The sequence below is a fragment of the Pseudomonas sp. B33.4 genome, from assembly GCF_034555375.1.
Lineage (GTDB): Bacteria > Pseudomonadota > Gammaproteobacteria > Pseudomonadales > Pseudomonadaceae > Aquipseudomonas.
In genome coordinates this window covers 3,183,303-3,200,629 of the sequence record NZ_CP140706.1, presented here as the reverse complement: position 1 = coordinate 3,200,629, position 17,327 = coordinate 3,183,303, and the positions used below count along the sequence as shown (strand labels likewise).

General features: G+C 57.8%; 17 protein-coding genes. 3 read left to right on the top strand and 14 right to left on the bottom strand.

Features of this window, described 5'->3' with window-relative positions:
• Window positions 1-17: 17 nt before the first annotated feature.
• From U6037_RS14035 to U6037_RS14015, 5 genes are all read right to left on the bottom strand, one after another.
• Complete coding sequence (locus tag U6037_RS14035; protein WP_322847193.1) at window positions 18-422, bottom strand: hypothetical protein; 405 nt, start codon at window positions 420-422, stop codon at window positions 18-20.
• A 170-nt stretch (window positions 423-592) separates the two neighbouring features.
• Window positions 593-2,017, bottom strand: coding sequence for an HlyD family type I secretion periplasmic adaptor subunit (locus U6037_RS14030; protein ID WP_150649296.1), 1,425 nt, complete (start codon window positions 2,015-2,017; stop codon window positions 593-595).
• A gap of 3 nt (window positions 2,018-2,020) precedes the next feature.
• Window positions 2,021-4,093: a type I secretion system permease/ATPase gene (locus U6037_RS14025; RefSeq protein WP_322847324.1), complete on the bottom strand. Its 2,073-nt coding sequence runs from the start codon at window positions 4,091-4,093 to the stop codon at window positions 2,021-2,023.
• A 519-nt stretch (window positions 4,094-4,612) separates the two neighbouring features.
• Window positions 4,613-4,873 carry a hypothetical protein gene (locus tag U6037_RS14020; protein WP_163013585.1) on the bottom strand — a complete coding sequence of 87 codons (261 nt, stop codon included), beginning with the start codon at window positions 4,871-4,873 and terminating at the stop codon, window positions 4,613-4,615.
• Between the two features lie 166 nt (window positions 4,874-5,039).
• Entirely contained in the window at window positions 5,040-5,687 is a 648-nt protein-coding gene (locus U6037_RS14015) for a hydrolase (protein WP_127927489.1), read from the bottom strand.
• Window positions 5,688-5,867: 180 nt separating this feature from the next.
• Between U6037_RS14015 and U6037_RS14010 the strand changes: the two genes are divergently transcribed.
• Window positions 5,868-6,791, top strand: a complete 924-nt coding sequence (locus U6037_RS14010; RefSeq protein ID WP_322847192.1) for a LysR family transcriptional regulator — start codon at window positions 5,868-5,870, stop codon at window positions 6,789-6,791.
• Window positions 6,792-6,871: 80 nt separating this feature from the next.
• Window positions 6,872-7,291: an L-alanine exporter AlaE gene (alaE, locus tag U6037_RS14005; protein ID WP_322847191.1), complete on the top strand. Its 420-nt coding sequence runs from the start codon at window positions 6,872-6,874 to the stop codon at window positions 7,289-7,291.
• A 76-nt stretch (window positions 7,292-7,367) separates the two neighbouring features.
• Here alaE and U6037_RS14000 read toward each other — a convergent pair whose 3' ends face one another.
• Window positions 7,368-7,736 (bottom strand): hypothetical protein, encoded by a 369-nt coding sequence (locus U6037_RS14000; protein WP_127927483.1) that lies wholly within the window; start codon window positions 7,734-7,736, stop codon window positions 7,368-7,370.
• A gap of 81 nt (window positions 7,737-7,817) precedes the next feature.
• Here U6037_RS14000 and U6037_RS13995 point away from each other — a divergent pair, with 81 nt between their 5' ends.
• The gene (locus U6037_RS13995) at window positions 7,818-8,099 is read left to right on the top strand and encodes a hypothetical protein (protein ID WP_127927481.1); all 282 of its coding nucleotides are present in this window, start codon (window positions 7,818-7,820) and stop codon (window positions 8,097-8,099) included.
• 62 nt (window positions 8,100-8,161) lie between these two features.
• Here the strand turns inward: U6037_RS13995 and U6037_RS13990 are convergent, their stop codons facing one another.
• The 8 genes from U6037_RS13990 to U6037_RS13955 form a co-directional block, all read right to left on the bottom strand.
• Window positions 8,162-8,728, bottom strand: a complete 567-nt coding sequence (locus tag U6037_RS13990; RefSeq protein ID WP_322847190.1) for a hypothetical protein — start codon at window positions 8,726-8,728, stop codon at window positions 8,162-8,164.
• Between the two features lie 130 nt (window positions 8,729-8,858).
• On the bottom strand, window positions 8,859-9,341 hold the full coding sequence (locus tag U6037_RS13985) for a DUF2867 domain-containing protein (RefSeq protein ID WP_127927477.1): 483 nt from the start codon (window positions 9,339-9,341) through the stop codon (window positions 8,859-8,861).
• 103 nt (window positions 9,342-9,444) lie between these two features.
• Window positions 9,445-12,150 (bottom strand): AAA domain-containing protein, encoded by a 2,706-nt coding sequence (locus U6037_RS13980; RefSeq protein WP_322847189.1) that lies wholly within the window; start codon window positions 12,148-12,150, stop codon window positions 9,445-9,447.
• Between the two features lie 108 nt (window positions 12,151-12,258).
• The gene (locus tag U6037_RS13975) at window positions 12,259-13,575 is read right to left on the bottom strand and encodes a M20/M25/M40 family metallo-hydrolase (protein ID WP_322847188.1); all 1,317 of its coding nucleotides are present in this window, start codon (window positions 13,573-13,575) and stop codon (window positions 12,259-12,261) included.
• Between the two features lie 248 nt (window positions 13,576-13,823).
• Complete coding sequence (locus tag U6037_RS13970; RefSeq protein ID WP_322847187.1) at window positions 13,824-14,624, bottom strand: amidohydrolase family protein; 801 nt, start codon at window positions 14,622-14,624, stop codon at window positions 13,824-13,826.
• Between the two features lie 63 nt (window positions 14,625-14,687).
• Window positions 14,688-15,476 carry an ABC transporter permease gene (locus tag U6037_RS13965; protein ID WP_322847186.1) on the bottom strand — a complete coding sequence of 263 codons (789 nt, stop codon included), beginning with the start codon at window positions 15,474-15,476 and terminating at the stop codon, window positions 14,688-14,690.
• Complete coding sequence (locus U6037_RS13960; protein ID WP_322847185.1) at window positions 15,473-16,276, bottom strand: ABC transporter permease; 804 nt, start codon at window positions 16,274-16,276, stop codon at window positions 15,473-15,475. The genes U6037_RS13965 and U6037_RS13960 overlap by 4 nt, the downstream gene beginning before the upstream one ends.
• Window positions 16,276-17,262, bottom strand: a complete 987-nt coding sequence (locus U6037_RS13955) for an ATP-binding cassette domain-containing protein (RefSeq protein ID WP_322847184.1) — start codon at window positions 17,260-17,262, stop codon at window positions 16,276-16,278. Before U6037_RS13955 ends, U6037_RS13960 begins: the two co-directional genes overlap by 1 nt.
• Window positions 17,263-17,327: the final 65 nt, after the last annotated feature.

Sequence of the window (17,327 nt, the reverse complement as noted above, 5' to 3'; positions counted from 1 at the left end):
GTTACCTGCGCGCCGTTTCAGCCGCCGTAACAATTTTCATAAATAGTTTTCAACTTCCATTGATCTGAATCTTCAAACGCATCCAGCAGTAAAAAATGGCCGACCATTACATCATTGCAGACAAATACTTGTTTATTCGCGCCGCTGGCTTCATAGCTGCAGACAGCGCCATAACTATGATTACCGTTGGCGATGCCTGCGGGCAGATCGTAAATATCCGAACAAACCGTTATTTGCCCCGGATAACCTTTTTTGTGCAGGCTTTTATTGAATTCAACTAACCGCTGAGCGATCTCCTGCGAACTTTTCAGAGTTCTTGCAATGGACTCATTACCGCTCCACTCCACCTCGCGGGATGACGCATGGGTGCAAAACATATGCGTCGTTAAAAAGACGACTGCCGTAATCCTGTACTTATGCATATCCCGCCCCTGGTGCAGGTCATCGTCTGCTCATCAGCATGGCAGCACTCGTGATCGAGACGCCCATACAGATGAGACTGATCGGGCCGCTCACGACCGAACCGTGATCGGAGAAAAACTCCGCCTCTCTCGCACAAACCCTGCGCCCCCGTCCCGCCAACTGTTCTTCTTCAACGCTCGCGAATGCTTTCGTTGCCGTACTGGACCAGAGGATCCAGGAAGTACTCGATCACTCGACGTCTTCCCGTCTTGATCTCGGCAGTCACCGCCATGCCTGGCGCCAGACGAATGTTCGTGCCGTTCACGGCGATGGTCGAGCGCGCCATGGCAATGCGCATGGAATAGATCAGCCCGCGTTTTTCGTCGTTGATTGCATCGCTCGACACTGAGATCACGGTGCCTGGAACAACGCCGTACTTGGTATACGGGAACGTCTCGACCTTGACCTCGGCGTCCTGACCGGGCTGAACAAAACCGACGTCCTTGTTCGGCAGAAAAGCCTCGATCTCGATAACTGTTTCTTCCGGCACGATCAGCATCAGAGGCTGAGCCGGGGTGACAACACCGCCCAATGTACGCACCGCAAGTTGCTGGACAGAGCCGGATACCGGTGCAGTCAACCGGGTCAGGTGGGCGGACTGCCGCGCCTTGATCAGGTCTTGCTGTAGCAAGGCGATATGCTGATTGCCTTCATTCAAACGTTCCAGGTTTGTCTGTCGGGCATCTGCCCGCAGGGTCTCGCCCTGTTGCCTGACTTGCGAGATAGAAGCCTCGATTTCCTTCAGGCGGCTGCGTTGCACCGCCAGTTCTGCCTCTTGTTCAATGCGCTCGCGCTCGCGTTCCAGGTAGGTATTGCGCGCCACATATTGCTCAGCGACCAAGACTTTCAGAGACTCGGCACGCTGTCGGGCGATGGGTGATGTTTTCTCTAACTTGCTGACCAGCATGCGCGTGGACTGAAGTTCGGCCTGACGGCCAGAGAGTTGCGCCCCGATACCGCTCAGTTTGGCTTGCAAAGACGAAAACTCTGCTTCTGCCAGTCGCTGCCCGTCGGCGAACGCAAGCGGATCGACTTCAGCGGGCGCCAGCAGCGGCATGCGTTCGCCGTTGATGGCGGCGAGCATGGCCTCTGCACGGCCTACCTGCAAAGCCCAGGTCTGTAATTCGTTGATGATGCGCTGCGCTTCCGCCCCGGCCACTGTGCCGTCGAGTTCGATCAGTAAATCCCCCGCATGCACAAGTTGTCCTTCGCGCACGTGAATGGCCTGGACAGTCGCCGTCCCGAACGGCTGCACCACCTGCGTGCCTTCACTCGGAATGATCTTGCCCTCTGCCGTCGCAACAATGTCGACTTGCCCTAATGTCGACCAAAGCACCGCCAAAAGCGCGAAGCTGATGAGTAACCACATCGCGACCCTCGGAGCGGGTGACAGCGCCTTTTCCTGCAAGGACAGCGCGGCGGGCAGAAATTCTGCCTCCTCGGCATCATGCCGTTTGCGCTCCCAGGATTTGCGCTGTCGCCAGGACGTTGTCCATACAACGTTATAGCGCCTGAGCAAATCTCCCCAGGCGCGCAAGGTATGCCCCAAGTCCATGTGTTATCCCTGCTGCATACGATAAAGCGCCGCGTAGTGCCCATGTTCCAGCTGGATCAATTGAGCATGGGTGCCCTGCTCGACGATGTCACCGCTGTCCATGACCACGATACGGTCGGCATCTTTCACCGCCGAAAGGCGATGGGCGATGACCAGTACGCTTCTGCCGTGACTGATCTGGCGCATGTTGTTCTGAATGATGCGTTCGGACTCATAATCCAGCGCACTGGTCGCTTCATCAAAAATCAGGATACGAGGGTTGGTCAGTAATGCCCGCGCAATGGCGATACGCTGCCGTTGTCCTCCCGACAGCGTGGATCCCTGTTCGCCCACCATCGTGTCGTAGCCTTCGGGCAACTGAGCAATGAACTCATGGGCTCCGGCCAGCCGCGCAGCCGCCATGACCTGTTGCAGAGGGGTACCGGGGTCGTTCAGCGCAATGTTGTCGCGAATGCTTCGGTTGAACAGAATGTTCTCCTGAAGGACCACACCGATCTGGCGGCGCAGTGAACTCGCATCGATGGTTGAAATATCCACACCGTCGACCAGGATCCGACCCTGCTCTGGCTGGTACAAGCGCTGCACCAGTTTGGTCAGGGTACTTTTCCCTGAACCCGAGCGCCCGACGATGCCGACGGTTTCACCGGCTGATATGGCCAGACTCACCCCGCGCAATGCCGGTTGCGCGCCGGGCCGATAGCGAAACTCGACCTTGTCGAACAATATGGTGCCGTTCACCGGCGGTAATGCGGGCCGGGGGGTGTGCACCTCCGTGCGGGTGTTGAGGATATCGCCCAGGCGTTGCATAGAAATGCCCACCTGCTGAAACTCAGTCCACAGTTGGGCCAATCGCATGACAGGGCCAGCGACATTCCCGGAAAGCATGTTGAAAGCGATGAGCTGCCCGACCGTCAGTTGGCCATCGATGACAAGTTTTGCCCCCAGCCACATGGTGGCCACGGTGACCAGCTTACTGATCAGGGTGACCCCGCCATTGGCCACTGTGCCAATCGCGGTAGTCCGGAACCCGGCCTTGACGTAAGCGGCCAACTGGTTGTCCCACTTGCGTATCCATTGAGGTTCGACGGCGCTTGCCTTAAGCGTCTCAACACCGCTGATGGTCTCGACAAGGAATGACTGATTCTGCGCGCCACGGTTGAATTTTTCATTCAGTCGGGCGCGTAGAGCCGGAGTGAATCCTAGAGATAGCAAGAAATAACAAGGCAGTGATACCACCACGATCAACGTCAGCCAGACGCTGTAGTAAGCCATGACGGCAAGAAACAAGATGGAGAAAAACAGATCCAGTACCACCGTGATGGAGTTGCCGGTGAGAAAGGAGCGAATATTTTCCAGTTCTCGAACCCGCGCAACAGAGTCACCTACCTGACGCGCGCGAAAATAAGCCAGCGGCAGGTTTAACAAGTGGCGAAACAAGCGTGCGCCCAGCTCGACATCAATGCGACTGGAAGTATGGGCAAACACATAGCTGCGCAGGCCGTTGAGCAGCACCTCGAAGATGACTACCACCAGCAACCCGGCAGCGATCACGTCCAGTGTGGTGAAACTGCGATGCACCAGCACCTTGTCCATCACGACCTGAAAGAACAGCGGAGTGACCAGCGCAAAGAGCTGGAGCACAAACGACACGACAAATACCTCAAGCAACAACCTGCGATACTTGACCACTGCCGGTATGAACCAGCTGAAGTCGAACTTTGCCAAGTCGCCACTGATCGAGGCGCGTGAAGCAATCAGGATCAACTCGCCAGACCAGCGCTCACGCAACGCTTGCACTGTCAGCTCGACGGGGCTGGTCTGGCGTGGATCCTGAATCAATACCTTGTCAGCATCATGGCGCGCGATGATGAAAAAGTTTCCCTGATGGTCGCGCGCCATGGCCGGTAACGGAGTCGTCGCCAGACGATCAACGCGCGTGTTCGACTTACGGGCACGCAGGTCGAGTTTCTTTGCCGCCAACAACACCTCGGTCGTGCCGAAAGCGCGACCATCCAGGCAAAACTCATGCGCCAGTTGGTCAACGTCGACTGCCACAAGGTGGTATCGGGCGAGCATGGCCAGGCACAGCAAGCCTGTGTCGATCAGCGCGGCTTGTGCCCCACCTTCCTGTCCAGGTTCTGCGCCTTCTTTTTCTGGTCGGTTGTCTGCGTATCGAGTGGGGCGAGGAGATTCGGTTTCCAGCCTCATCGATCATTCGCCGTTGCGGCAGGCCGGGGGTTTATGGTGTCGGCTGATATATCCGCGTTGGCGTGGTTGCGGAGCCTGGCGCCGTACGGAGTGCGGACGCACCTCCCCGGCAGATTTATAGCGACAGTGAAGTCATCGCTGTGCTTCATCGTGATATCCCTATCCAGAAAGTAACCCGCATGAAATCCATCCTAGGCCTCACAGGTTGCATTCAACCTTATCTTTCATGGATTTTTTATGACTGCACACTCGCATGGGCTATGGGAGAACAGGATAGGCAAAGCCATAGAGGAATGACCGCTCCATCGCTTAAGCCGCACGGGATCCTGTCATTGAATGGTCGCCGGGGAGGAAACCAGGGCGTAAAGCCCTGGCCGATCGCGGACGTCACTTTTTCTTTTTAGCCGGCTTGTCAGCCTTCTTCGAATCCTTGGCCTTCTCAGGCTTGCTGTCGGCTTTTTTCGCCGACTTCTTCGGCTCGGCATCTTTTTTCTTGTCTTTCTTGTCCTTGTCGGAGGACTTGGAAAGCGCCGAGGCCGCCGCTGATTTCTTCTCAGGTGATGACTTTTTGTCTTTCAAGTCCTTGCTGGCTTTCGAAGCGTCACCTTTGTCTTTGCTTTTCTTTTCGTCTTTAGCCACGTTGACCACCTCTCGGAGTGTGCCGTTATTGACACGGGGCCTGTGCGATTGACCACAAGCTAATCATTAGGCGAGCAGGTTCCGAGGCCGTTCAGATTATTTTCAGGCGTTGAAACAGGCCAAATGAAGGCAGCGCCGAATGCCGCCAGCGCCACCTTCAGCGACTGCCGGTTAATCAGGCCTTGTTACCAGCCTCCTGGAGCGCCTTTTCAGCGTTGAAGCCGTCGAAGTTTTCGAACACACCCATGAAGCCAGGCACGGTCACCTCTCGCGCCCAGTCGCGCTGCAGTTCGCAGTACATTTGCACGCGGCTGATGAGCTTCGCCCCCGCCTGTTCCATTCGGCGCAACGCCGCCTCGTGGGCGGCGAGCGATGTGCCGCCCACCGCATCGACCGGCACATAAACCTCATAGCCTTCCTGGATCGCGTCGAGCACCGGGAAGGTCAGGCAGGCTTCGGTCCACAGCGCGGTCATGATCAGTTTCTTGCGCCCGAGCGCTTTGACTGCCTGCTTGAACTCGGTGTCCTCCCAACTGTTGATCGAAGTGCGGTCATAGATCGGCAGATGACCAAGCACCGCTTGCAACTCTTGAATCGGTGGTTTGTTGCGGCCCGTCGCGACATTGACGGTCGAGTGGATGATCGGCAGGTTGTAGTTGACCGCCGCTTTCGCAACGCTGGTGATGTTGAAGACCAGTTCATCGCGTGGCATCGAGCGGATCGAGGACACCTGAACCGGTTGATAGTCGATGACGATCAATGCTGAATTCTCGGGCGTCAGCAGTTGATCGGTGTGGGGGTTGCGGATTGCTTCGCTTGCCATTTGCAGGTCCTTTTGTATGGGTAACGCACGTCGGTGCAGCGGCCGTGGCCCGTGCGGCTGATGGGTTCCAGAGCACCGGCGAGTTGACGCCGCGCCTGGAAAACCCATTGTGCTGTTCCCCTACTCGCGGCAGTAGTAGCATCCCGAGGCGAACTGTGTCGCGCAAAGGGGAACGCGAAAATGGATATCGAAGAACTGCAAACCTTCGTCGAAGTGGCGGATGCCGGGGGCATTTCCCAGGCAGCGCTGCGGCTCGGTGTTTCGAAATCAATCGTCAGCCGCCGACTGGCCCGGCTTGAAGCAGAACTGGGCGTGCAATTGCTGGCACGCTCGACGCGCGGCGCATCGCTCACCGAGGCCGGCGCGACGTTCCGCGATTACGCCGCCCGAGTCTGCAGCGAAATCGACATCGCCAAGGAAACCATCCTGCCCGCCGGCGCCCTGCGTGGCCGCCTGCGAGTGGCGGTGCCGCTGTCGTTCGGGCCGACACACTTCGCCCCGGTGCTGGCGGAAATGGCTCGCCGTCACCCTCAATTGCACATGCAGACCTGCTACAGCGATCGCTTCGTTGACCTGATTACCGAGGGCTACGATTGCGCCATTCGCGTCGGTTATCTGCAGGACTCCAACTTGATCGCAAGACGTATCGGCCCGGTCTACACCAAGCTCGTCGCAAGCCCCGACTACATCAAAGCGCACGGCGCCCCGGAAACCCCGGACGAGCTGCACGCCCATCAGGCGCTCATGCAAGGCACCGAAGCCTGGCAATTCATGCAGGCTGAAAAGGTCATCACGGTTCGCCCGCAAGGACGCTTCAAGGCTGACAACGGCACTGCGCTCGCCTCGGCCGCGGCTGCCGGCCTCGGCGTCGCCTACTTGCCCGACTGCCTCACCCACGAACACATCACCTCGGGTGCACTCGTGCCGATCATGACCAACCATCCACCGCCCCCGGCCGGTGCCTACCTCCTCCGCGCACCAGGCCCGCATCCCGCGCGCAAGATCCGCGTGCTCACTGATCTGCTGATCGAGTACTTCGGCGAATCGCCGCACCTCGCGGTGCAGCCGCTGTCACAGCACGATGAAGCGCCGGCGTTTAGCTGAGGAAAAATCAAACCTGAAGCCATGAGAGGAGAATTGAGGTGCCGCCACGCCTGCAAAGCCCAACGCGTCGGACTGCCTTCTTGGCAGACACCACGGCGCTGATCCTGTTTTTCACCACCACCGGCATCATCAATGAACGTTTCATTGCCGGCATGACGTGGGATCAGGTTCTGCAGGCGCGCCTGCTGGGTGCGGCGCTGATGATTCCGGTCGCGCGACCTTACGGCCTATGGCGGGATTGGGTGATGACGCGCGCCGGGCAGGGTCGGGTGTCGAGGTTGTGCTGGGACAGTATCGCCCTGGTCAGTTTTCAGGTGCCGATCTATGCGGCGATCATTGCCTTCAGTGGTGCATCGGGCGAAGGATTGATGCGCGGCACGCTGGGTGCGGCGGTGATGATGCTGGTTCTGGGGCGGCCTTATGGGGCGTTTCTTAACGGGGTGCGGAGGCTGTTTGGCTTGCCTCCGGGTGGGGACAGACCGATGTCGTTGAAGGGTTGAATCAACAGCCGGAAGCAGTCGCTCGAGAAATACCGCCGACGCAGCTTCTTGATGAGTAGAAAGCTTCCTCCCACTCCTACAATCGGGACGGTGGTTCACGTCCTGCATTGATCTGTGAAAAGACATGGTCTGGATCTGCCTGGCACCAATATTTGAACAGTAGGCTTGGTTCGGAATCTGCAAAATACTGACTCAGAATGCTCTCGGCGGGGATCGTCAATTTGGGTTCAGGCCATTGCTGAGCTAAAACACCTACGTCTTTGCCCGATAAACAAATAATCCACGTCGCCTTGCCTCCACTGATGGCAGGCAAGTACCCCATACCTTGGATCGCTTCGCACAATGTGCGCAGTGTTAGCGTTGGATCAAGCTTGATTGATGTTCCATGACTTTCCAGATCATCCCCGGCATGCACGCTATCCCGATCAATGCTGATGACACACATGAATGCTCCTTGCCAACGTCGTGCGGTTACTTGAATGACAGTTCCCAGTCGATCTTATACCCCCTCCCCCGGTGCGAACCTATGAATCTCTTCCACGCTGCAAATGGCCATTTACTTATCGAATTCGGTGAGTTGTCGGATGCCGACTGGAAGTCGCTGGAAAGCAAACTGGTTGATGCCTGGGGCTTTCGACGCGTGGGCGAAGTCGTTGTCGGCCTGGACGGAACAATCTGTCCCGACTTCGAGCGCCAGGACCTGACGCTCGCTGCAGGTTGGGACATCTGGTTAGGGTATCACTTGCTGTCTGAGTGCGCCGCCGGCGACGATTTTTTGCAAAGAATGTGTGATGAGCTGCAGTTCTGAGGTATCCATTTTCGGGATTTCAGGTAAAGACCACATTTATAAAACATTTCGTGTTGACAGATTTATTTGCGAAAAAATGTATAGCCAACAATGTAAGTGCCTAGTTTATTAGTGCGAGCAGTCACCCACACGGCACATATACCGCGACCAATTTGCTCGTTCAAATCTGATTTGTTTGTGCAGAGTTCAATCCTGCGATCCGTGTCTGGAACACTGATCCACAGACCAGCCTCGCAACGACTGTATTTCCCGATGGGCGGCCCTGGATAAGTAACTTCATACGCAGACTCATAACTGACAGTTTCACCAGGCAACAGGTAGGCGGCGACAGAATAACAATTTAGAGAAACCATCAAACTCAGGCAGAAACCACCCAAAAAAGACTTTATCGTGCTTCTTGCCGTTGTGCCGGCGCGAATTGTCGGAACTGCAAAAACAACCCCAAAAATAGCGCCAGTCAGCAGGTATGTCGTCAACTCCGGAATTTCCGGCATTAAAATTGTTCGTGATGAAATGTTGGCGGCCCAAAAAAAATAATTAATCCACGCCCCCGCAAGTAAAACCACAACAGCTGTAATAACTCGTTTCTTCATTGTTTTCTTTGGTGAGCCAGGCCTTGTTTCTTGCATGCTATTTCCAGGTAATGCTTGGGTAGTTTATTAAGCGCGTCTCTGAAGTTATCTGTGGTTTCCTGGTCTCAGTATCCCTTGTTCCGATAAGCATCAGTATCACGTTGCATCAGGAACCATGTTTTGTCCCTTATTCTCTTTCAAGATTTCGTTTCAGACGCCCAAGGTCCCTATTGACCAGCAACTTATGGACCAAACCCACCGGCAACATGTAGATGCGCCCAAAGACGTTATGCGTTACGACAGAGGATGTGATCGTAAACACACAATCTGTTATCGAAAGGCAAATCATGACATCCAGATGTCGGTCGCGCACGCTCAGAACGAGCAGGTCGGGGGCAGTATGCTCCACCAGAAAAAAATCCAGCTTTTCTCCAGTCTGTACGGTTTCTCGCCTGGCGCCGGAGAACCCGCCGATGCGCTTCACCCCGAACAGTGAGGAAATCACGTCCCTCGTCCGAAAAGCCAGTCGCATGAACAGCCCCGGCTTGGCCCTCATGAAGTTCCAGGCATCAAGAGTGGTTATCTCAACAGGTAGAGGCATCGAACTGCTGTGATAGTAATCAAGATCGGGCAATGCACTCAGGGTGTGAGCGGGTGATGTGTTGGCCATGCATGTTTCCTGTCGGTGGTCCGACTCGTCACTCGACAATGAAGATTTCAGGGGCGAAAACATCGGGCCAGGCCATCAGTGTCTAACGAGCTGACCCAAGTGTTTATGCGCCATTCGCGGGACGGGCCCACTGCCCGATAAAGTCGCCAATTCTGCGCTCAATGCCACTCTCAACGGTCCGCAGCCGCAGAATGGGAATGCCGCTCTTAGCCAGAATCTCATTTTTCATGGCGTCCCGAGCGGCCTGTACGGGGTGGTCGTGGTACCCGCCATCGACTTCGATCACTCCTATCGGTTGCTTGCCCACTTTGAAATAGATCACGAAATCGCAACTGGCGCGCCGCATGAACGCCTGTTGGGGCTGCGTCCAGTCGAGGCCAGCCGGTGATGCAAGCTGATCCAGCTGAATCTGTGTGTGGTATTTCAATGCCTGGCACGCCGGGGCCGACAGTGCCTCGCGCAGCAACCGGGCCACGATCTGCTCGGACTTGTAGCGTGAATCCTCAGGCCGCAAGCGAGCGTCCAGGCGTGCCAGAGACTGGTCGTACTCGCGGTACAGCAAGTCGAATGCCGAGACCACCGGCGCCCGCACGATCTGCTCGTCTTGCGCGTAATAGCTGATGTAGCGGATCAGCGCAGCAATGTGGCCATTGTTGCCCGTGAACACCTCATCGCCGGTTACCAGGGTGAAGCGATGTTTGGCCCGCGAAACGGCCACGTTGATCATGCGCGGGTCGTCGACGAAATCCAGGCGTGTTCGCCCCTGGTTGTAGCGCTTCTTGTCGAGCACGGTGGAAAACACGATCTCGTCGCACTCGCGCCCCTGAAACTTGTGCACGGTGTCCTTGACGAAATCCGCCGGCAAGTGCGTGCCGGACAGATTAACTTGTGCCCTGTACGGGGCAATGTAACCGCGGCCTTCACCGTCCATTCCGACGGGTTGCCCCTCCTCTTCTAGCACCTTCAGCAGGGAGTCCAGTTCCCGAAGGTTGGTGTTCTTCCGGGCGTGGTTGCCCTTGGCCGTCACCACCAGACGCAGGGGCGCTTCGCCGTTGTCCTCGGTCATCGGCACCAGTGCGTTGTCGTAAAACTGCTGGTTGCAGAACTGGATGATCCTGGGGTGGCAGCGGTAATGCTCTTTCAGCAGGGTTCTGGGCAGCGCGTCCTGGAACACCGCAATGCACGAATCGAGCAAGCTGTAGCGCTCGCAATCGTAGGCCTCGGCGGGCGCTTGCAGCCCCAGCGTCACGGGGATATGCGGCAACTGGCGGTTGTCGCCCACGACGATCAGGTTCTTTGCGCAGCCCAGCGGCAGGATGCCCGGTACGATGTCCTGCAAAGAGGCTTCATCGATGATCACGTAATCGAGGACCGCTCCCGGCGCGATCGAATTGACGATGGAGTGCGTGCCGCTGCCCAGGATAGGGAAGCGCTGCATAAAGGTATCGAAACGCTCGCAGTAGGTTTTGACATCAAAACTGTCCGACGGCGGGACCTGAAGTTGCAGGTGGTGCTTGAGATGCTGCATCGATGCGGTTGTCAGTTCTTTGAGCAGCGCCGTGAAATTCGCGCGCGCCAACGAATCACGGCACGCCTGCAGCTGCGCTTCCTTGTCCCGGAGCGACTTGTCGTAGTAATGCATTTGCAGGGCATGGAAAACGGCCATGCGCGCCTCGGCGTCGGCGAATGGCCTGGTGCGAAAGATCCTGAATTTGAACAGTAGCTCGATACGGTCTTTGAGATGGATGCGCTGTTCGCCGAGGTAAGCCAGGTAGGCCATGAGGTCCGCAGTCTTGCGCGGTGTCAGGCCGTACTTGTCGAGCGTACCGGTGGCCTGTACAGCGCTTTCTGCCTGCCACTGCTGCAGGTAGAGCCGCTCGATGACCAGCTCGTCCAGCTCGATTTGCAGTTGCGCCGCCCTGTTGTGGTCTTGCAGGTGCTGCTTCAAGCGTGTCAGCAGGTTCTGGACCTCATCGAGGGATGGTGCCGCCTCGGGCGCACTTGGCGTCCACGCAGGCAGGTCGTCGAAGAAGGCCTGGCGTTTGCTCTGGTTGCCAAGCTTGGCGACCAGGTGGCCCAGGCCGTATTTCTCCAGCTTTTCGTAGACGTTCTCCACGGCAGCATTGTTGTTGGACAACACTGCGACTGTCTGTCCGCGTAACAGAATGTTGGCGAGGATGTTGAGGATCGTCTGGGTCTTGCCGGTTCCTGGCGGCCCTTCGATCACGCTGACTTGCGCGCTGAATGCCCGCTCGACGGCCTTAAGCTGACTCTCGTTCAGCCCGAACGGATAGATCAGCCCCTGCCCCGGCGCCAGCGTGCCGTTGCGTCCCGTACAGTAGGCTTGCAAGGCAGTGCCAGCGATGGCGGGCAGTTTTTCGAGCTGACGCACCACATTGTCGGCAATTTCACGATCATCCTGCGACTTACCGTGACTCTGTCGGGCTTGCGCCACGGCAGTGAGATAGCGGAAGACCGGCGTGTCCCGCATCGCTGTCGGAGCGGTAAAGCCGATGCCGTCCATTTTGTGAACATAAGGTTTTTTGCCGCCCGGGTAGTGCACGACGGCATAGCGCTCGCCGTAAATCGTAGCGTTGACGATGGGCTTGGTGCCGCCGCGCTTGTGCAGCAAGACATTGCTCAACTCGCGGGTGGGCGAAACCAGGCAATCACTGAGCGGGCGGGTGTCTTTTTTTCTGGAGGGGTAATGACAGGTCAGCTGCAGAAATGCGTCCCTGTCGCTCCAGCGAATCGCCCAGTCGCTGATCTTTGCGGTCTTGTCCTCACCATCCATCTGAATCGAAGCCATATTCCTCGTCCCTATACGCATGACATCCGGCTTCGCTTCGCGCCGAATGCTACCTCTCCAGTAGCCGCCATATTGCCATCATTGCATGCAAGGTCGATAGCCCGGCCTTTAACGCCTGCGCAGCGCCGGACGCATTGAAGAATCGCCGAGCAGATGCAGGGTTTCGTCAAGGACGTCGACATCGGCAATGAGGCTGGCAAAATCCCAGTAGCGGTTGAACGTATCGGATGTGTGGTGGTACGTATTCGAGTCATAGAAATCATGCCGCTTCATGCCTTCCTCAACGCCTCCTTTGAACAAGTCGCTGCCGGTGCTCACCTGCACCGTGGGGATATCAATCCGGGCAAAACTCGCCTGATCAGAGCGGAAAAAGTATCCCGCCGAAGGCTCTTCATCGAGACTGATTGTGCGCCCCAGGGTGTGGGCGGCACTGACAAAGGCATTGGGCAAATCGGACTGATCGCCGTCCACCAGAAACAGATCACGGGTTCTGCCAATCGGTACGAAACCATCGACGTTGAGCGCCGCCACCACATCCAGCCCCGTCTCGCGGATCAACTGTGCGACCCGTGCGGAACCGTGCATGCCGACCTCTTCAGCAGACGTCCAGGCAAAGAGCACCGTGCGCCGCAGCGGCGTGGTGTCGGCCAGACGTCTGGCCAGTTCAAGCAAGACCGCCACACCGATCGCGTTATCGACAGCGCCCGGGTAATAACCGCTGCCGTCGGCGGTTTTGCCGAGGTGATCCAGGTGCGCGCAGAACAGGACACATTGGCGGGGAAACAGTCGGCCCTTTTGCATCGCCAGCGCATTCCGGCAATGCCGGATGACAATGTCGCAATCGAGCCGCAGTTGCAGGTGTGCATCGAGCCGGCACGGGCGTCCCGCCATTGGCCTGGGGTCGGCGATGAATGCATCAAGGTCAACACCGCCGTCGGCTAACAATCGCCGTGCGAACCGTTCGCTGCAGAACCCTTCGAAATCCAGCCGACTGCGCACTGCGTGCGGAAGAAAGCGAAACGGCCGGCGCATTTCGTCCTGCACCAGATGAAACGCGCTGCCGAACAGTTCATCGGTGTGGACGATGATTACGCCCGCCGCACCTTGGCGGGCCGCTTCTTCGTATTTGTACTCCCAGCGCCCGTAGTAACTCATGCGCTGGCCGAGGAACAGTTCGCCTCCCGGGCTGTTGCGTCCGGGATCGTTGGGCAACACCACGACCACTTTGCCAACAACATCCAGTCCGGCGTAATCGTCCCAGTCGAACTGCGCTGCGACAATGCCATAGCCGACAAAGACCAAAGGCGCGTGGTCGAGTAAAACCCTGGTTTGCTGTGAGCGGATCAGCAGTTCATCGTCCTGTTCGAGGTTGTAGCGGGTATCACCCTGAATGATCGTCCGGCAGCTTTCGGCATCGGATCGCACCGTGGCGCAACCGAGAGGGACTGACTGGAACAGGCTCCGGCGGCCCTGCCAGGGCGTCAACCCTAGCGCTCGTACTTTTCGCGCAATCCACAGTGATGCTCGCCACGCACCGGGTTCCCCTGCCCCGCGCCCGGCAAAACGGGCGCTGGACAAGGTCCGACAACTTTCGGCGAGCGCTGCCGCATGGAGCTTGTTTTTCAGGTAACCGCGAAAGACCGGAGCGCGAGCGTTTTTTTGCCTGGCTTTTTTCAGGAGCGCGCGTCGCATGTCGGCTCCCCTTCCCCTGGCCACTTGAACAGCCGGGCGGCGTTGTCAAAGAACACCTGCCGGTGGTGCTGCTCGTCGATTGCACTGGCGCACGCGGCCACGTACCCAGGGTAATCGACGCTGGGCCAGCCCGAACCGAAGAGGAACCGCTCCGGTTTGCCGGTGTAATCGAGCATCCAGCGGATCGGTTCGACCATCAACCGACCAAGCGTGGCTTGCGAAACATCGCTCAGCGACCCTTCGATGATCGAACTGAGTTCGAGCCAGACGTTGTGGTTTTTCGCGGCCAGCACAGCGGCATCGGTAAACCACGGGTTACCGCTGTGAACCAGAACGAAGTTCACGTCCGGATGGTCGACGATGACCTCGTCCAGGCTGAGCGGGTGTGCGTACTTGAGCTTGGAGCGATGCCAGCCTGTGTCGCCACTGTGGAAGAGCACCGGGACATCAAACTGACGCGCCAGGGTGTACAGCGGCATGAGCCTGTGATCGTCAGCATGCACATGCATGAATCCCAGATTGATTTTGATGGCCCCATAGACACCGTGCGCCAGGTCCTGCGCCAGCGACTCTGGCGACCACTCAGGCTGAGCGATGACCGCGCACCTGGTCATGCCCAGCGCCTGCAACTGCCCGGCATCGCAACCGGGTTTATGCGAATCCGTTACGGATGCGCGGATGTCGAAGCGCGCTTGCAGCGCCTTGAAAGCTTGCAGACTGTCCGCCCGCGCAAATTCGGTATGCACGTGCGCGTCGAAAACAGGCCCGGAATAACGACTCATCGAAAACTTCCTTGTGTGGACGATCGCAATTGCCGCGCATCCCGTTGCGCGACCGCTCAAGCGCTAACTGCTGGCACTGCTGTAGGAACGCAGCGCAAACAGCCAGAACACCCGTGACAGACAAACAAACGCGACGGCAAAAAGCAGCGCGCCCATGACCTCCTGCCAGCCGACCATGCCCATGGCCGCCGCTACCGGGACATTCGAAACGAAATACACCGGGACCAGAAACGTCAGGACCATGCGGATCGTCTGCGGAAACGCCGTGACCGGAAACCGCGCGATCTCCATGAGCGTGTAGCTGATGATCCAGACATCACCAATCTTCACAAACCAGATCGACAAGGTGCAGGTGATCAGAAACAACGAGTAGAAGATCGCCACTCCTGCCGCCATCAACCCCAGAAACGCCGAGAGATTGCCCACCCCTAGCGCACCTTCGATGTGCATCGCATACACAACGACCGCAAGCCCGATCAATACACGAGGCAGTTCCCAAAGGCTGATTTTCGAGCATGACACCAGAAACTGGCTGTCGACCGGGCGCACCAGCATGTAGTCCAGATCCCCGGTGCGCACTTGCTCCGACAGCGCGTGCAGGCTGGGAAACAGCCAGACCTCAAGCAAACCTTCCAGCACCAGGGCCACGCCGAACAGCGCCAGTACCTGATGCAGGTTCCAGCCCCCCAGACTTCCGACTTCGCTGAACATGGCATCGAGGAAGTACAGCGCCAGGAGCATCCCGACCACCGTGTTCAGGGCATTGGTGACGGCATTGATACGAAATTCCAGCTCCGCAAGCATCGAATGCCTGATCAGGGCCAGCAGCACTTTCAACGGTCGCAGGTTCATATGCCGGCCCCCGAAAAACGCTTCAACCCTTGGCGCCACAGCCTTCGGCGCAGCCCCACCAGCAGCACCACCCAGAACAGCTGCACCGCGAAACCCTGCAGCAGATCGCCGTCGGCAGCCTTGCCGATCAACACCTTGACCGGAAAATCCAGTGAGGCGGAAAACGGCAGCAACGCCACCAGATGACGGGTCGCTTCGGGAAACAGGTCGACCGGAATCAGCATGCCGCCCAGCACCGTGTACATCGACCAGACCATTGCATCCAGCGCCAGCGAATTGGCCATCCAGAACGCAAGCAGGCCGACGCAGTAATAGATATGGAAAATAATGATCCAGGCCAGCACCAGCGAGACGAGGAATAACGGTAATCGCCAGGCGATCGCTGCCAGGTCGATGACAAACAACGAGGCCCCGACACAGAACACGGTGATGACGATCGGTGCGCGTACCACCATCTGTCCCAAATGCTCCGCCACATGAAACCAGAAGGGTGCGACCGGTTTCAGCAGGCGACCGGACAGCGTGCCTTGGCGGATTTCGTCGTTCAAAACGAAGATGACCCATACGGCAGTCAGCTGTCTGACCAGATAGATGCCGAGGAAATACGCCACGAAATCACTGGGCGCATAGCCGCCGATGACCTTGTCCCGAGACAGCTCCCACCAGATCATCATCATGAACAACGGTGCAACGCCGCTGATCAACCAGACAAACAACTGCGCCCGGTAGACCACCGTCACCAGCACGCTTGTACGAATCAGGCGCCCGGCGATGCCGGGCCACGAAGCCAGAGCAACCATCACGCGTGCTCCTTTGGCAGCAACAGGCGCGGAAACGCCTGCTCCAGAGAGGGCGTCTGGATCGAGATGTCCGTCACCGGAAAGTTCGCCAGCAGTTGCGCCACGGTGTCGGCGAACTGCTCTTCAGGCACCAGCAGCTCGGCGCTTTCACTGTCCAGGCTGAGCAGATTGCCGTAAACGCTCAGTTCGTCGCTGCCGACTTGCGAGGAAAAGCGCAGGCTGACCTGGCGTTCGTTGACGTGCGCCTTGACCAGCGCCTGACGTGCGCCATCGAACACCACGCGTCCTTGGTCCAGCACGATGACGCGGTTGGCCAATGCCTCGATGTCCGCCATGTAATGGGAGGTGAGAATGATCGTGGCGCCAGACTCGCGGTTGTACTCAAGGAGGAATTTGCGAATGGCGACCTGCATTTCCAGGTCAAGGCCGATGGTCGGCTCGTCGAGAAACAGGATACTCGGGCGATGCAGCAGCGAAAGAATGAGCTCGCATTTCATCCGTTCGCCCAACGACAGCTTCCTGACTGGACGCCGAATGATGTCGCCGGCGGACAGCAACTGGCACAGCTCATCGATCCGGCGCCTGCATTCGACAGGCGCAATATCGTACAGCGCACCATGAAGATGGAAGGACTCCAGCGCCGGCAGATCCCAGGTCAACTGCTGCTTTTGCCCCATGACCAGCGCGATCGACTTGAGAAACTCCGCGCGCCGCTTGAACGGGTCATGGCCCAGTACCGAGAGGTGCCCTGCGCTGGGTCGCACGATACCCGAGAGCATTTTCAGCGTGGTGGTCTTGCCCGCGCCATTACCGCCGAGAAAGCCGACCACCTCACCCGCCTCTATCGAGAAGGAAACATCCGTAACAGCCGGTACGTACGTCTTCTCGCGACGAAAGTAACTCAGCAGGCTGCGCGACTGCTCGTCACGGGCCCGGTAAACTTCGTAAACCTTGCTGATACCACACAGCTCGATTGCTTTTGACATACCTTTCCTTGAAATCCCGCATCCTTCACTTCAGTCAACACGCCAGCATGTAGCGGTGGCGATCC

Bases quoted from the DNA above. Each gene is read 5' to 3' on its own strand.
- U6037_RS14000 (WP_127927483.1), bottom strand. From the start codon at position 7,736: ATGTGTGTCATCAGCATTGATCGGGATAGCGTGCATGCCGGGGATGAT.
- U6037_RS13990 (WP_322847190.1), bottom strand. From the start codon at position 8,728: ATGCAAGAAACAAGGCCTGGCTCACCAAAGAAAACAATGAAGAAACGA.
- U6037_RS13985 (WP_127927477.1), bottom strand. From the start codon at position 9,341: ATGGCCAACACATCACCCGCTCACACCCTGAGTGCATTGCCCGATCTT.
- U6037_RS14010 (WP_322847192.1), top strand. From the start codon at position 5,868: ATGGATATCGAAGAACTGCAAACCTTCGTCGAAGTGGCGGATGCCGGG.
- U6037_RS14035 (WP_322847193.1), bottom strand. From the start codon at position 422: ATGCATAAGTACAGGATTACGGCAGTCGTCTTTTTAACGACGCATATG.
- U6037_RS13980 (WP_322847189.1), bottom strand. From the start codon at position 12,150: ATGGCTTCGATTCAGATGGATGGTGAGGACAAGACCGCAAAGATCAGC.
- U6037_RS14015 (WP_127927489.1), bottom strand. From the start codon at position 5,687: ATGGCAAGCGAAGCAATCCGCAACCCCCACACCGATCAACTGCTGACG.
- U6037_RS14030 (WP_150649296.1), bottom strand. From the start codon at position 2,017: ATGGACTTGGGGCATACCTTGCGCGCCTGGGGAGATTTGCTCAGGCGC.
- U6037_RS13965 (WP_322847186.1), bottom strand. From the start codon at position 15,476: ATGAACCTGCGACCGTTGAAAGTGCTGCTGGCCCTGATCAGGCATTCG.
- U6037_RS13955 (WP_322847184.1), bottom strand. From the start codon at position 17,262: ATGTCAAAAGCAATCGAGCTGTGTGGTATCAGCAAGGTTTACGAAGTT.
- U6037_RS14025 (WP_322847324.1), bottom strand. From the start codon at position 4,093: ATGCTCGCCCGATACCACCTTGTGGCAGTCGACGTTGACCAACTGGCG.
- U6037_RS13995 (WP_127927481.1), top strand. From the start codon at position 7,818: ATGAATCTCTTCCACGCTGCAAATGGCCATTTACTTATCGAATTCGGT.
- U6037_RS13970 (WP_322847187.1), bottom strand. From the start codon at position 14,624: ATGAGTCGTTATTCCGGGCCTGTTTTCGACGCGCACGTGCATACCGAA.
- U6037_RS13960 (WP_322847185.1), bottom strand. From the start codon at position 16,276: ATGGTTGCTCTGGCTTCGTGGCCCGGCATCGCCGGGCGCCTGATTCGT.